Origin of the sequence: Mucilaginibacter gossypii, assembly GCF_900100945.1 — a bacterium.
GTDB classification, from domain to species: Bacteria; Bacteroidota; Bacteroidia; order Sphingobacteriales; family Sphingobacteriaceae; genus Mucilaginibacter; species Mucilaginibacter gossypii.
Map to the genome: position 1 here is coordinate 664058 of NZ_FNCG01000001.1, position 15862 is coordinate 679919.

General features: G+C 42.2%; 13 protein-coding genes. 3 read left to right on the forward strand and 10 right to left on the reverse strand.

Annotation, left to right across the window (positions count from 1 at the left end):
• Position 1: 1 nt before the first annotated feature.
• Both BLS28_RS02830 and BLS28_RS02835 read left to right on the forward strand, forming a co-directional pair.
• The gene (locus BLS28_RS02830; protein WP_218134332.1) at positions 2-2224 is read left to right on the forward strand and encodes an alpha-amylase family protein; all 2223 of its coding nucleotides are present in this window, start codon (positions 2-4) and stop codon (positions 2222-2224) included.
• 29 nt (positions 2225-2253) lie between these two features.
• Positions 2254-2478 (forward strand): hypothetical protein, encoded by a 225-nt coding sequence (locus BLS28_RS02835; RefSeq protein WP_256337325.1) that lies wholly within the window; start codon positions 2254-2256, stop codon positions 2476-2478.
• Positions 2479-2894: 416 nt separating this feature from the next.
• Here the strand turns inward: BLS28_RS02835 and BLS28_RS02845 are convergent, their stop codons facing one another.
• The 7 genes from BLS28_RS02845 to BLS28_RS31505 are packed head-to-tail and all read right to left on the reverse strand — an operon-like array spanning position 2895 to position 8173.
• Positions 2895-3605: a MarR family winged helix-turn-helix transcriptional regulator gene (locus BLS28_RS02845; RefSeq protein ID WP_091162774.1), complete on the reverse strand. Its 711-nt coding sequence runs from the start codon at positions 3603-3605 to the stop codon at positions 2895-2897.
• Positions 3606-3641: 36 nt separating this feature from the next.
• Entirely contained in the window at positions 3642-4709 is a 1068-nt protein-coding gene (locus tag BLS28_RS02850) for an oxygenase MpaB family protein (RefSeq protein WP_091162775.1), read from the reverse strand.
• The gene (locus tag BLS28_RS02855; RefSeq protein ID WP_091162776.1) at positions 4706-5956 is read right to left on the reverse strand and encodes an NAD(P)/FAD-dependent oxidoreductase; all 1251 of its coding nucleotides are present in this window, start codon (positions 5954-5956) and stop codon (positions 4706-4708) included. The genes BLS28_RS02850 and BLS28_RS02855 overlap by 4 nt, the downstream gene beginning before the upstream one ends.
• A 3-nt stretch (positions 5957-5959) precedes the next feature.
• Entirely contained in the window at positions 5960-6616 is a 657-nt protein-coding gene (locus BLS28_RS02860) for a flavin reductase family protein (RefSeq protein WP_091162777.1), read from the reverse strand.
• 1 nt (position 6617) lies between these two features.
• Positions 6618-7334, reverse strand: a complete 717-nt coding sequence (locus BLS28_RS02865; protein WP_091162778.1) for an SDR family NAD(P)-dependent oxidoreductase — start codon at positions 7332-7334, stop codon at positions 6618-6620.
• Positions 7334-8014: a GTP cyclohydrolase I FolE gene (folE, locus tag BLS28_RS02870; protein ID WP_091162779.1), complete on the reverse strand. Its 681-nt coding sequence runs from the start codon at positions 8012-8014 to the stop codon at positions 7334-7336. Before folE ends, BLS28_RS02865 begins: the two co-directional genes overlap by 1 nt.
• A 33-nt stretch (positions 8015-8047) precedes the next feature.
• Positions 8048-8173, reverse strand: a complete 126-nt coding sequence (locus tag BLS28_RS31505) for a hypothetical protein (protein ID WP_369596615.1) — start codon at positions 8171-8173, stop codon at positions 8048-8050.
• 758 nt (positions 8174-8931) lie between these two features.
• Here BLS28_RS31505 and BLS28_RS02875 point away from each other — a divergent pair.
• On the forward strand, positions 8932-9978 hold the full coding sequence (locus BLS28_RS02875) for an NHL repeat-containing protein (RefSeq protein WP_091162780.1): 1047 nt from the start codon (positions 8932-8934) through the stop codon (positions 9976-9978).
• Positions 9979-10939: 961 nt separating this feature from the next.
• Here the strand turns inward: BLS28_RS02875 and BLS28_RS02880 are convergent.
• The 3 genes from BLS28_RS02880 to BLS28_RS02890 form a co-directional block, all read right to left on the reverse strand.
• The gene (locus BLS28_RS02880; RefSeq protein ID WP_091162781.1) at positions 10940-11578 is read right to left on the reverse strand and encodes an MgtC/SapB family protein; all 639 of its coding nucleotides are present in this window, start codon (positions 11576-11578) and stop codon (positions 10940-10942) included.
• 113 nt (positions 11579-11691) lie between these two features.
• Positions 11692-14346, reverse strand: coding sequence for a glycoside hydrolase family 78 protein (locus BLS28_RS02885; protein ID WP_091162782.1), 2655 nt, complete (start codon positions 14344-14346; stop codon positions 11692-11694).
• Positions 14347-14480: 134 nt separating this feature from the next.
• Positions 14481-15824: a sugar transferase gene (locus tag BLS28_RS02890; protein ID WP_091162783.1), complete on the reverse strand. Its 1344-nt coding sequence runs from the start codon at positions 15822-15824 to the stop codon at positions 14481-14483.
• Positions 15825-15862: the final 38 nt, after the last annotated feature.

A 15862-nucleotide genomic window follows, 5' to 3' on the forward strand; every position in this document is an offset into this window, starting at 1 on the left:
TATGAGCAAATTCAAATATCTGTGGCTGTTTACCCTGGCTTCAGTTCTTTACTGCTTCCCATTCGCATCGCTCGCACAGCAAGTAGATCGGTCGGGTGACGCGCTAATGGTTAGAAGCGAAGGGTCCGCCGTCACTATCAACCAAAAAACAGGGCGTTTGGATTTTAAATTTGGCAATGGCGTTACGATTGATAACGCCATTGCCTATGTAAGGGAATTATCTTCCGGATATTTGGCGACGACTGACTGCCAGTTGCACCAGGTAAGCACTGATACGTTCAGCAATGCCGCCGGCAAAGGTATACGGCTGACGATACGACACTCCGGAAATGCGGCCCGAATTACCTTGTTGCAGCAGTTGCTGATCTATACCGATCACCCCTACATTTTTGCTAATCTTACTGCCATTAAAGGAGACGGTACGGATGAAGAAATGGAAACCCGTGAGATCTGCGCGTTGGCTGTTTTACCAAAAGAAAAGGCCCTGCTTGTGCAGCCGGGCGCCGAGCCGCGTTTGCTCGACGTTCCGTTTGACAACGATAACTGGACGCATATTCTGGAACGACGCTGGGAACCCGGGAAACCTGCATTCAACGGCATAACCTACGAGTTTTCTTCAGTTTACGACAACAATAGTTTTTCAGGTATCGTCTTTGGCAGTCTGAGCCACGACTTCTGGAAAACCGGTATTGCATATCATTCAGGTAAGACTACGGGTCAGGTCGATTCACTATCTGTTACCGACGGCGTAGCAACCCCCGATAATTCTGCATTAAGACCAGAGTATGGGGGCAACGACGGAACCCACGATCATGCAGTGCATGGTACCGCTAAGGGGCCGTCAGTTCATTCGTCCGTGATTTTCCTTGCTGCGGGAGATGTCCGCAAAATTTTTATTGACTACGGCAATGCCAACGCTTTACTAAACGGCCGGCTGGACTGGAAAGGCGCAGCACCTTTTTATTGGAATAGTTTTGGTGTGGAAGGCGTGCTGGGTTATGAGGGGAAAATGATGCCGCGTGATATTCCCAAGATTTCAGATTTTATTGCAACGCTTGATCAGTTCAATAAATATTCAAGACCGGTTATGAGTATCGATTCTTATGATCAGGGTATATATACCACGAGTTTGCTGGCATCGTTCGGTAAATACATTGACAAGAAAAAACAGGATCTTGGCTTCTACTTTATACCCTTCGCCATGTGGACCTGGCGGAACAATACTGCAAATACTAAAATTCAGGGATCAGATTATAACCTTTCAGACGCGCTGCTCTCAGACGATCACGGCAACCCGATCTGGTATAAGGAAGGCGACTGGGGGTGCCTGGCGATGGATCCTACACACCCTGCCGTTCGGCAGTACGTGATCTACCAGCTCAAAAAAGCTAAAGAGATCGGCGCAAAATTTTTGAAGATCGATTTCTTAACTGCCGGCGCACTTGAATCTACCCGTCGGTACAACTCGTCCGTTCGTTCCGGTCTTCAGGCTTACAATTACGGTATGAACATGTTGAAATCACTGGCGGATTCCATTCTGGGCAAAGACGTTTTTATAACTGAGGCAATTTCTCCCATGTTCCCCAGCCAGTATGCCCATGGCCGTTTTGTTTCTACGGATGTCTACTCCCATTTTAGGGACGATCAGCCGGGTTTCCCGCATTATGGTAGTACAGAGGCATCCCTTGCCAGCGGGTCTCATCTCTGGTGGGTACAGGGAACACTTTGGCCGTATACCAACCTGGATGTGGCCATCATGAAGAATTTCCAGAAAAATCCTGATCTGACTGAAAAAGATATCCAGGTACGTCTGTATGCTATGATGAGCATGGGCAGTATACTTGGGGACGGCTCGGATTACCGGAATAAACTCGCGGCTGATCGCGCAGCAGTTTACCTGAACAACAAATACCTGTGCGCTTTCTTTAGTGCACCAAAGGCTTTTACACCAGTAAAGGTAGCTGACGGTGAGTCACTCGACCAGCAGATGGCATTTTTTCTGCCGGGTAAAGAAGTCTTGATCTCACAGTTCAACTTCAGTAATTCCGCCGGCTATGACCAAATTTGGAAAAAGAAGGAGCTGGGTCTTACGAACACCGGTTACCTTATAAAAGATTTTCTGACGGATCATACAGTAGGCAAGATCGAAAGCGGACAAGAAACTTTTTCTACCAGCGTACCTGCAGCAGATGCGAGAATGCTTAAACTGGTACCATCTAATTAATTTAAAACTACAATTATAATATACCCGATATGGAAGTAAAAGCTTGGGCGGAACAAGTGACCATCCCGACCTATGGGATCGGACAACCGGAAAAAAATCCAATGTTTCTGGAGAAAGGGGTTTACCAGGGCAGTAGCGGTGTTGTTTATCCCCACCCGGTTGTCGAAAAAATATCTGATGAAAAAACGGATAAGGAATACACGGCAGTGTTTCTGAAAAACGATTACCTGAAGATCATGGTTTTTTCACCGTAGCCATGATTTTATTTTACAAGAGTACGCTTTGTGTTTTCTTAAAGCCGTAAACTTACCTCTTATTGTTATCGTGTTAGGATGAATTTTTGTATTGGTTCAGCAAGCGATAACGTTCTACCAATTACCTGATTCAAAACTTGATTTATATAAAGCCTGTTTAATCATTTTCTTTTCACAAATCGTGTTGCTGATTTTTAGTTTTTTGAGTATTTCATTTAAACTGGATAACTTCTTTTACCGGGCGCAGTGTGTTTCGTTCGACCTCCCTTTACAAGTTGACGGCAAAATTTAAAAATGCATAATTCATTCTGCTCATGAGTTCGATCTTGATGGTCAATGTCATCTAATTACAGCCTGATCGCAACGAAGAGGCCCTGGCTTTGTACGGCATTTCAATAATGACTTCAGTATCGATGTTACTCTGGATCAGAGGTACGCCCATTATGCGGTGTGATTCCGGTCGCTACTTTTTTAAGATCTTCCTTGCTGAGGATGGTTTTCTTTTCGTAGTGTTCCAAATGAAAGTTTTCCAATTTTTGTAAAAGATATTGCAGCGTGAATTTTTCGGCAAAGGTCAACCTGCCGGTGATGATCTGTCCCACATAGTTGGTATGTTCAAATACCTGGAACAATAATTTCTTGCCTTCGTCAGTAATGGCAATATGCTTACTTCTTTTATCCTTTTCATCGTCCCACTGCCTAACCAACCCTGACACAACCAAACGCCTGATCACTTCCGTACCAGAAGTTTTTTCCTGTAGATTATGGCTGATAAGTTCACTTTTTGATAAGTGCGGGTGCGTTAATAAAATAGCCAGTGCCGTAAAATCCTCGGCGGTTTGCAAGGGCGTACCCTCCAGTGCTTTTTTAATATATGATTTGGCGTAACGACTCATGAAAACAAACAGGCGCCCGATGTTATTATCCAACTGATAAGCAATATCCAAAGCGGCGCTGTCATTATCACCGAACCTAACTTCACTGCTATGATTATTAACGGCGGGATCGCCAACCTTATTCAAAAGAAAACCTGTAAAATCCTGCAAAGACACTTCCCGTCCCTGGTTTTCTTTTTCCAGTTCATCTACAAGATCGATCAGTTGATGAATGAGTTGGTATGATTTCATGTTTTTATAAATTAAGCATGCCGGCAATTTTCAAAATTAGTTTCTTTTAACGAGTGCTGGGTTTTGCGTCTTGAAGGTAGCATAGGCAATCTGGTAATTTTTCTTGGCATCTCCCTGCGGCTTAATGCTTTTAAACAGGTTCAACGTTTTGATCAGGGTTAGTTTATAAGCAGGCAGTTCGGGGGCGTCGATCGCCAGCATATCGGCCATTTCTTTTCCAAGCAGGTAACGCATCAAGCCCAGTATATCGTTGGCCGTGGCCTTACTTTTATTAACGGAAAGGATATGAGCGGTCAGCGATCTGGTTAATTCCTGTCCATGTGCAGAAACAGCGAACTGCCTTCGTTTAATAATGTTATCAAGTTGCTGCGCCATTTTAGAGTTTTCAGGGATCAGATCTTCATCTAATCCCGACAGATAACCTACTACTCCCCATATGTGCATAAACGCCGCCTGATCATCCTGGCTTACGCTGTAACCGAGCATTCGTAACCCGCGAATAACGATCAGTGAAAATGACAGGTTTGTTCCGGCCATGTCTTCCTGGTTGATCGGTAATCCCCAGCTATCATCCCATTTACCGCTTTGCAGTGTGTAGTAACGAACGGCAGCGTGCATGATCCGCACTTTTAAAATTTCTTCATAAGCGTTTCCGTTTTTACCGAAAGCATCCGGCCCCATAACCTCCCAAACAAACACAGCGGTATCATAAAGCCTTTTGGTAGTTTGTTTACGGATCAGTTCGGACAAGTACAGCACCATCGCGCCATTGGCTGCATTATAACAATAGGGTAATGATAACAGCCCGAGTAAACTCATAATTATCTCCGAATGCCGGGCATAGAAAATAGCGCCGTTTCTCATCAGTAGTGGTTGCGCCCATATTGGCAGTTCCGTAGCTTTATCAATAAAGTCAATTTTTGGGAATAAATGCTGTAATAATTTCAAATGGTCGGCACCTGATTGGCCACCCATCCAGTCCTGTAATTGCTTCTTCTTTACCGGATCGCTAAAAACATAATGTATAAACTCGTCCGCCCGTTTATCACCCAACAGCCGCTTGCGGTTTAAAAGTTCATTGCTATATAAATTATGGTTGATCATAAGCGCATGGTATTTATAATGCCCTCTGCAGCCAGCCTGCCGCTTTTCATCGCTGCATTAATTGAGCCATTCATCAAATAATCCCCGCAAATGAAGCATTGGTCATTTACCCGTATGGTTGTATAACCAGGTTCATTAGTCACGTGGTCGTCATTCGGCAGCGCATAATCAATATGGTAGGTTTTTAAGTGTTTCCAGCTAACGGCTTCGGGATACCAGAATTTCAATTCGCTAACCACATTTTCCTGTAGTTCATTTTGGTTCGCATTTGAATGGTCGCCTATTAACGATAATGAAATTAAAGTATCACCGCTTTCAGAATACCTGTTAGAAATACGATCCAATACGGCAATGTTATTTACAATTTTTCCAGGTAACGTATTTAAAGCTATCAGGGGCTTTTCAAACGGTCGTTTCCTGGCGGTGAAATACATATTGCTTACAGAATGATGCTCAATGTTCGAATTTCTGTTGCTTATGGGAGAACGCAAAGGATCGGTAGCTATCAAAACAAAGTTAGCGTGATAGCTAAGCCCATCTGTTGTTGTTACCGAGCCTCCATTAACTACGGATACATTTTGATGGAATAAGAGTTCCTGCGGAGCAAGGCATTCGGCCAGTTGTTTAGGTATCATGCCCATTCCTTTGGCTGGGATAGCGGCATCACCCTCGCTGAACATTTTAAAAACAAACTCAAACATTCTGCTGGAGGTACTTAAGCGGTCTTCGAGAAATATCCCGGTCATAAAGGGCATGAAGAACTGGTTTACGATGGTTCCGCTGAAACCTTCTTTTTTTAGGTATTCTGTGGTGGTGATCTCTGGTTCTGAAAAAATCTTGTCGATACTCTTACCGGCCAATTTTAGCTTTAATCGGAGCATGCGTAATTTATCAGTAAATGTAGCAGCTGAAGACAGCAAAGTGCTCATTGTTGAACCTGGCTGCCTGATCGGATCGCCTAAAATATTAGCGCCTTTTTTGTTCAAAATAATTGCGCCGGGATCGAATTTACAAAGGTCCAGCGCCTTATAATCCAATAGGTTTCTGGCCTCCGGATAAGCTGTTAAAAAAACCTGGAAACCCCGGTCGAGCAGGTAGCCATCCACCTCATCGGTTCGCACTCTACCACCTACTCCATCGGAGTGCTCCAAAACCAAGACCGATTTTTGAGCAGCCTTTAATATTTTGGCTGCTGTTAAACCGGCTATGCCTGCACCTACAACAATCACTTCCGCGTCTTTTTTCATGGCTTATGTATTGAAGCTGGTATTTGTATTTAATAAATGAGGTTCAACTCCAGGCTTGGCATAGGCGAGTTGCCCAACGGGTTGCGGTAGATAGTAGGTATCCAAACCGGCCACGGTCATGGTTCCAGCTTTACCGTGATCAACTGTTCCATCTGCCCCGATCAATCCATCTTCTGTTAGGATATGGACTATTTCACCTATAACAATTGTTGTTCCGTTAACCTCCATATCAATCATCTCACGTAATTCCAGCCCTATGCGTACGTTGGATGCTTTCACAAAAGGTGCCTTAAATCCATTTGTATAATACTTTTTGAAATGACAGGTGTCAAACTCAGAAAAGCCGGAAGGATAACTTGCACTGGTTTGGTGCGCCTGCATGTACCATTCTGGTAACACGTTATTGAGGGTATATTGTCCTGTTGATCTGATGTTACGCAGCGTATCATTGTGCTCACGTTCGGGTCGGATCACCATTCCGATAAGCGGCGGGTTCGCACCCAAATGGAAAACAGAACTGATGATACACAAGTTAGTGACACCGTCATTACTGGTTGTTCCCAAAAGATTCAAAGCCCGGTAGCCTATCAAACTGTTGATCAGGCTTGTCCTGTATTGCTTTTCCAGCTGATAGATGTTTTCGCTTTTTATATCCTGCATCTTAACTTGTTTTTAATTTACCTAAGCCGCCATCCATGCCGATAACCTGCCCCGTCATCCAGGTACTGTCATCCGATAATAAATAGGCGATAAGCCGACTGATATCTTCGGGTTGTCCTATTTTTCCTAAAGGATGACGTTTACCGGAGGCTTCCCGTTTTTCAGGGGTACTCAACAAGGCCTGAGCGAGTGGGGTGTCTGTTAATGAGGGGGCTACCACGTTAACCCTGACATGCTGGATAGCAAGCTCGGCTGCCAAAGAAAGCGCCATGCCTTCAACTGCGCCTTTGGCAGCTGCTATACTGGCATGGTAAGGCATGCCAGTTTTGGCGGCGACCGAACTGATCAGAACAATGGATGAACCTCCGGCATTTTTAATTGGTTTCATAGCCTGCCGGATCATACGTGCTGCACCTAAAACGTTCAGCTGGAAATCTTTCAAAAAATCTTCATCAGTTAACCTGCCGAACGGTTTCAGCGTAATGCTTCCGACCGAGTAAACCAACCCGTGCAGTTGCTCAGGAAGGAACAGCTCCATCGCATCCAAACTTTCTAAAACGTCTGCTTTTAAAAAATGTAAATCTTCCGGCCACTCGGCTGATGCCGATCTTGATACCGTATAAATATTGGCGTTCTGCCGATGAAGCAGTTGAACTAATGATAAGCCAATGCCGGAACTGCCTCCGACCACCAGGATATTCTTTCCGTTGAAGTCCATTATCCGATATACTTTAAAAATTCATTCTTGGTTTCAATATTTAGAAACTGCCCGCTGTATTCAGCTGTAAGCGTGGTACTGCCGGCGTCCCGGATACCACGGCTGGATACGCAATGGTGATGCGCGTCTATAATTACCGCTACATCTTCCGTGCCTAACGCTTCTTTGAGCATATTGGCGATTTGCATGGTCAGCCTTTCCTGCACCTGTGGTCTTTGCGAACAGTACTGAACAATCCTGTTCAGTTTTGATAAACCGATTACCTGCCCATTGCTGATATAGGCAACGTGGGCTTTACCTACAATAGGTACAAAATGGTGCTCACAGTTACTAAATACAGCAATATTCCGTTCCACCAGCATTTGATTGTAGTTGAATGGATTCTTGAATAAAGTGGGTTTGGGTTTGTTAGCAGGGTTAAGGCCGCTAAATATCTCCTTCACATACATTTTAGCTACCCGCTTAGGTGTGTCTCTCAAACTGTCATCTTCCAGGTCCATTCCCAAGGTTTCCATTATTGCGGCGAAATGTTTGGCGATAAGTTCCATTTTGGTATCGTCGTCCAGTTCAAATGCATCAGGCCGGAGTGGCGTGTCGAAAGCAGCGTTATAATGATCTTGTTCCAGATCAGTTACTACCTGCGCTAAAGTTAAGTCGTTAACTGTTTCGTCTTTTATCATGAAGTCGTATTAGTATAAGTTAAATGGCGTTTACTATATTATTGCCCTTCGCTGATTTTTAAGCCGGAAATAAAACCCTGTGTTTAAACCTGTATAGATCATTACATTTAGCAGGATCAGATTCATCCCATAAAAAACATCCTCTACAGAAATGGTCAAGATACGTACGCCTATGATGTGTGCCCGGGTTATACCAAACTACCAGGTTTTCCAGGCCCGTGCCGGTCAGCAAACCATTATACAGTGACACTATATCAGGCTTTGACTAAATAGGCTGCTGCACTTAAACGAGAAAACCCAGAGCCAATCACCGCTACGGAAGATTTTTCGTCAGGGATAATATTATTGATAGGATTTGACTTTAACATTTAAGGAAAATTAGCATTTAGTTTACGATTCAAATATAATACAATCATATACTATATTTTAACATGTAGTACAATTTTGTATAAATTAAGAAAGATTATAAATTACTATTTCCGCAAACTTTTTTAATTGATCCCAAAAACCAATGTTATAATTCAGTTGATAAAAAGATGATAAATGCATGTTGTAGATGATGACAGTCAGTTATTTAGATGATGACAAGCATTCTGAAAACCTGATCCTTTTCCTATTATTGCTTATGTTTTTACAATTTGTAACACAGAAAAAAATATTTGACTTCCCTGGTTAATAACGGTTTGCCCGGCATTTGTCTATCGCCTATTGATGTATAAGGTAGTACAAATTTCGCAGTCCGCCCAATGGCCGGCATACCTGAGCTATCCATTATAAGATTAAGCGCATTGTGTCTTTTGGGATACAAATTTGGGTATTGCTTTTTTCAGCATATCTAGTAAAGATCATCATATAGGTTGTTGAAATCAGCACTGGAGTAATAAGGATCTCTTTTTTTTAGTTTTACTCGTTGTATTATGAAAACGCAAATAACTGTTGTTTTAGGATTAGCCTTTCTGTTAGGCAATGCATCCTGTATTAAAGACTTTCACAAACCCACCACAGTAACGGTTAGCACGTTTGCCGGTCAAAGTATTGGAGGGTCATCTGATGGTGTCGGCACATCGGCTTCATTTAACAGCCCAGTGGGTATAGCAACAGATGTTGCCGGTAACATATACGTGACAGATAATTGGACCGGCTTGATCCGTAAGATAAGCCCGGCGGCTGTAGTAACAACCCTTGCCGGCAACGATAAGGTTGACATGGATGGCCGGGGCCCTGTGTTTTGGTATCCGTCCGGCATAGCGGTAGATGCTTCAGGTACTGTATATGTAGCCGATAGTCATAACAATCGGATCTGTAAAGTAAACCCGGAGGGCGTGGTAACAACCTTTGCAGGTAGCGGTGCCCAGGGAACAGCCGATGGCCCGGGAGCTACGGCTACATTTTATAATCCGGGAGGTTTGGCCTTAGATGCCTCCGGTAATGTTTACGTGGTACATAGTAACCTGGTCCGTAAGATAAGCCCGGAAGGCGTAGTAACAACCCTTGCAGGTAGCGGTGCAGCAGGTTCGGCCGATGGCAAGGGTACTGCTGCGTCATTTAATGGTGCTTCTGATGTAATAGTAGATGCTATCGGTAACCTATATGTGGCAGATTCCCACAATAACCTAATCCGTAAGATTAACCGGGGAGGCGTGGTAAGTACGCTTGCAGGAAGCGGCGCCAAGGGTGAAGCTGATGGCAAGGGTGCTGCAGCTTCATTTGATACTCCGTTTGGTTTGGGTATAGATGCCGCAGGTAATATATACGTGGCGGATCGTCTGAATAATAAAATACGCAAGGTGACCCCTCAAGGTGTGGTAACCACGGTAGCCGGTACCGGTGAGTTTGGGTCAGATAATGGCCCGGGCGCTACAGCTACATTTAAAACCCCAACTGACGTGGCCGCAGATAATTTCGGCAATTTATATGTAACTGATGGCAATACTATGATACGGAAAATAGTGATAAGTAGATAAACTCTCTGAATGATATCTATTAAAACTCCATTATATGTTAGGAATGGTCAAGCATAAACCCTGAATAATCGGTTCTATCGAAAACGGGTTAGATATTTGAAATCAGCCTGACCATCAAACAGAGTGGCTAATAGTTTCAGTTCATCCAAAATAGGTCTGTGGGTACATCGGGTTTTAGTACTATTTTAGGCAAGTTGTCAATTTTATTGGCAACTTTTTTATGAATTAATTGCAGGTAGCCAATTGCTTCTCTTGAGGTAATCGATTAAGCTAATTATTTACAATTGAGTTTTATTCCTCTTGTTAAATTTGTAATAATTGAACCTCATGGACCATATCATATTCAACATTATTTCTGAATCCTAATGTTGATTACACCCGCAGTCCGCGATACGGACAGAGGATCGGAACAAATTAATCATAACGCCTAAACAATCAAATATTGATTGGACAAGCTGTTTAGGTCAATCATCAACACATTAACGTTCGGCGCAATCAAAATGCCGGAATCCGGCTGGGTTTTCAAGATCCGCTAAACAGCTCGTGCCACTGGCGTATCATGCCTAAAAACCTGTTATTTAAAATGATGATCTTAAACATAGCAAAAGCCAGCTGACTTATGTTGAAGGGGGATTGGGATATATAAGGTTCAAAAAGCTAAATAAACCAGATTGACTTTCCGGAGGATATTTGGTGTGTAAAAAAAGCTATTGCATGGCTGATAACTCGCATAAAACAGCCAAATCCTTTAGAAATTGGTTCGAATTCTGTACCGTTAGGCGCACCATATAGGAACTGTGTCTGAGTTCTGAAAGGGGCACTTTAAAAGAGTGAACCTTTTTAATTATAAAAAGCCGCTACTTTTCGATTTGATCAAACAGAACTCGGATCAAGCAGAATTCTTGTGGGAGAATGAAAAAGCATTTGCTTTGTGGATATAATAATTAATACGTTGTCGATATCACGAAAACTCAAAATGTTCGATAACTGGAATATCGCTAACTGAGTTGATGAACAGATCCATTTTAACTGAAGGTCCGTGAAGCTGCCATGTTAAAAGCATATAGTCACCATCTTTCACCCTCTTAACCATCTTGAATTTCAGTTTATGAGCTGTCATCATATCTTCGCACAAGATGATACCATTTACCGAGACCGGGCATTTAATATAAAATGTTTTGGATTGATTATAATAATCTATTTTCTTTTGAAAGAAAGGAAGTACGGAAAGTATAAACAGGATCATTATACTGGCGAACCCGGCAGCTAAGTAGTAACCGGCTCCAATACCCATGCCTACTGCTGCAACGGCCCAGATGGTAGCTGCGGTAGTGATGCCATTAACCCGGTTTTCACCTCTGAAAATAACGCCGGCACCAAGGAACCCAATCCCCGTAACCACGTTTGATGCTATCCTGTCTGCATTGTCAGGCGCCCCAATGGCGGTTGACATGAGTGTGAAAAAACAAGCGCCAAAAGATATCATGATGGTGGTACGGAAGCCAGCCGCCTTACCATGATATTCTCTTTCGGCGCCTACAAGTCCGCCCCACAACAGGGCCAGTAAAAACCTGACCAGTATTTCTATATCGAAAGCCATAAATTCAATTTTATTTGATTATAACCGAATATATGATTTTTATAGATACTTGAACCTGCCGGATTTCATCATTTATGTAGCGGGAGAACCCGGTTTTCAGAGACAGATTGCTGTCATCTGCTGTAATGATAATTGCCGGGGCCCACAGTGAATTTTTTGTAATTATTTCCTGAAAAATCGGGAACAAAAATATCAGCTGTTGTATTTTGCGGAACAGTTACCCTCATATCTAATTTCCTATCAGTGATTTGCCATTTACTATAGATGGTTCCGTACGGGCAATCGTATTTTCCTTCGGCCCATGATAGCCCGCCGCCAATTACCGGTTTGATTGTTATTTTTTTATAGGCTGGTGCGGCAGGCGTAATACCTGCAATATAGCGATACATCCAATCGCCGATAGCCCCGTAAGCGTAATGATTATAAGAATTCATAGATGACTCTTCAAAACTGCCGTCGGTCCTGATACCATCCCATCTTTCCCAAATAGTTGTAGCCCCCTGTTTAATTGGGTATAGCCAGGAAGGATAAGTATCCTGCAATAATAACTTGTACGCCACGTCGGCGTAACCGAACCTGGTGAGGGCATCACAAAGATAAGGAGTGCCTAAAAAACCCGTTGTCAGGTGATCCCGGTATAGCCCGATGTTCTTAACAAGGCGGGCTGCAGCCTGCTGTCTCAAGTTTTTCGGCAGCATATCAAATTCCAAAGCTAATACGTATGCTGTTTGGGTATCTGATGAGATCAGGCCGTTAGCGGTAACATATTCGTTCACAAATGCCCGTTTTATTTTGAGCAACAACTTTGAATAATATTGCTCGTCGGTTGTTTTGTTTAAAACTTTGGCGCTGTTGATCAGTATTTGGGTTGAATATGCATAGAAGCATTGTGCGATAAGATATTTGTTGGTTATCGCAGATGTACCATCTCTGTCGTTATTCACACTATAAAACAACCAGTCGCCAAAATGATTACCCGTTACCCATAAATTGTTCCTGGTTTGCTTTTGGATATAATTAACCCAGGCTTTCATGCTTTGAAACTGGTTTTCTAAAATCTTTTTGTCTCCATATGCAAAATACATATTCCATGGGATGATGGTTGACACATCTCCCCATCCTGAACTGCCGCCAACCTCATTTGTGCCATTTTTGAATACATCCGGAACCACAAAGGGGATACTACCGCCTGGATACTGATCGGCAGCTACATCCTTGAGCCATTTGGTAAAGAAATTGTGAACATCCATATTAAATGCTGCTGTACGTGAAAATACCTGCGCATCGCCTGTCCAGCCTAAGCGCTCGTCGCGTTGCGGGCAATCTGTTGGTACATCAAGAAAGTTACCTTTCTGTCCCCATTGGATATTGTGTTGCAATTGATTAAGCAAGGGGTTGGAGCATAAAAAGCTCCCGGTAGCTTTCATATCCGAATAAACAGCTACAGCGGTAAAGTCATCTGGATTTAATGCGCCTTTTATACCGCTAACCTTAATGTACCTGAAACCCTGCCAGCTAAATTGCGGCTCAAATGTACGTTTTAAGGTATCTTTTAATATATAAGTGTTTTCGGCCTTTGCCGCCCGTAAGTTCTCTGTATAAAATTCGCCTGCTTTATCCAGCACTTCTGCGTGAGCAATTTTAATTGAGTCTCCCGGATGGCCTTTCAGTGTAACTTTTACCCAACCCACCAGATTTTGACCAAAATCAATCACCTTTTCACCGCGTGGCGTAGTTATGACCTTTATTGGCTTAAATGTTTCATGTTGCTTAACGGGTTCGTTATATGTAGCAATAAGGGTGTTTTTAGCGTATGGCATTATGATTACAGGATGCCAGTCATGGTCATCAGAAGCGGGCTTTGCCCATCCTGATTTTTCTAATCTCGTATCAATAATACAACCGTTGTAGATCTCGGCAAATTGTAAAGCTCCCGTAGATGATCTCCAGCTTTGATCTGACGATATGATTTTCTCTGAGCCATCGGTAAAGATGATCCTCATCTCCATTAAAACTGCTGTTTTATCACCATAAAAATTAGCCCTGGGTGTATAAGGGCCCAGCGGGCTGCGATACCAACCGCTGCCCAGTGTAATACCCATGGCATTTTCTCCCTGGGCTAACAGAGTTGTAACATCATAGGCCTGATATTGTAACCTTTTATTATAACTTGTCCATCCTGGTGTAAGGAAGCTGTCGCCTACTTTATGCCCGTTTAGTTGTGCTTCATAAAAGCCATGCGAAGTTATATAAGCTGTAGCCTCCCGTATTTTTTTGTTTAATGAAAAATTAGTTCTCAGCAAAGGAGCGGGGGCGTTTACTGTATCATTTAAGGCAGGCCTAATCCATTGGGCATGCCAGTCAGAAGCAGATAGCAGGCCCATTTTCCAAAATGACTGATCACTCCAAGCTGAACGTAATCCGTTGGTATCCCAAATCCTTACCCGCCAAAAATATTTATGGCATGATAGCAGTGTTTTGCCGCGGTAAGGTACATACACTGACTGATTTGATGTTATTTTTCCGCTCGACCATAACGGGGTTGTATTATTTTCGCTGAACGAGGCTGAGTCTACTTGTATTTCATAAGCTTGTTGGCCGACGGGTATATTATTTTTTTCTGCAAGTTGCCAGCTAAAACGCGGATTGTGTGCATCAATACAAATTGGGTTTTTCAGGTTTTCGGTTAAAAGATTTTTTAAAACCACTTGTGCCGAGGTAGTGAGCCATGAAAATAAAAAACATCCAATAAGAAATGGTGCTCTCATAATTTAATGTATAGGGTAACCGGTAAATTGGTTTATAAAAATAAAGCAGGATGGTTTCATTACCATCCTGCTCTGTCTTTTTGAATACTTATTATATTTTCGAGAGATCGTTATCCCGAGTTTGGGAATAACGTTTACTTTCCCTTGAGTTGAACCATCACTTTTATGGTTTGGAAAATTATGCTTAAGTCGTTATTAAAGTTGATGTTTTTTAAATATATAAGATCATAACGAACACGATGACGCATTTCCTGAACATTTTCGGCATAGCCATAATTTACTTGTCCTATAGAGGTGAGACCCGGCTTGAGTTTAAATAACTTTTTGTAGTTAGGTGATTCTTCTATGAGTTGCTCAATAAAATACTGCCGCTCTGGTCTGGGACCAACGATAGACATGTCGCCCTTTAAAACATTCCAAAACTGGGGTAATTCATCCAGCCTGGATTTACGTAAAAATACACCCCATTTGGTAATTCGGGGATCTTTATCTTTTGACAGCATCGGAACGGCTTGTTCTGAATTTACATACATGCTTCTGAACTTATACATTCTGAAGGGTTTATGATTCCTGCCAATTCTTTCCTGGCGATAAAAAACCGGACCTTTTGAAGTTAATTTAGTTATTATCGCTAATGCAATAAACACAGGAAGCCCAGGGATCATTACCAAAAGGGAAAACATAATATCGAAACAGCGCTTGAAGAAAATAATTTTCAAACTAAGCTCAATGGAAGAAGAAAGCTGTATTACAGGGAGATTTTCATAATTGACGATACTGGCATAGCTGTTATCAAGTACAAGGTCCGAAACCAGTTTAATTTTAATGGAATGTTGGTCGCCGAGATTAACCAGTTTATTTAATAAAAGCTGATCCATAAATTTGTAGCATATAAACGCTTCATCTGGCTTGGCCTCAAGGATTTTATCAAATAATATTTCATGGGGCAGGCTCTCAATCATTTCTTCGGGTATGGTGGTAATAAAATTATACCCGTACTCCGGATGCCTTGAAAATGATTTTTTTACCCGGTTAACGATATCAGCATTACCAATTATGATGACATGTTTAATATTATAACCTTTTTTACGAATAAAATCGAGTGTGAAAAAGATTAGGGAGCGCTGAACAACTATAAAGATAAAAAACAAAAGATACGTGCAAAACATCACCATTCTGCTTATCTCATAAAGCTTAAAGAAATATACTATCCCCAGAACCATTACCAGGTGGTATACGATAGAGGACATAAATTTGCTTAAATTGTCACTTAATATCAGGGGCCTTTTTATGATATAGTTTTTAGTTACCGAAGCAATGGTAATCCAGGTTAAGTTAACTAATAATAAAAAATCAGTCGACTGTATTTCTGACGAATAAAATGCAAATATAAATAGGTGGGCACACTGTAGTGCAATATTTAATAAGATTAAATCACAAAAAAATGTGAATGGCTGAAGTAGTTTAGAGTAGCGCATTTGCGATCAGGGTTAAGTTGTGCAAATATAATAATTTT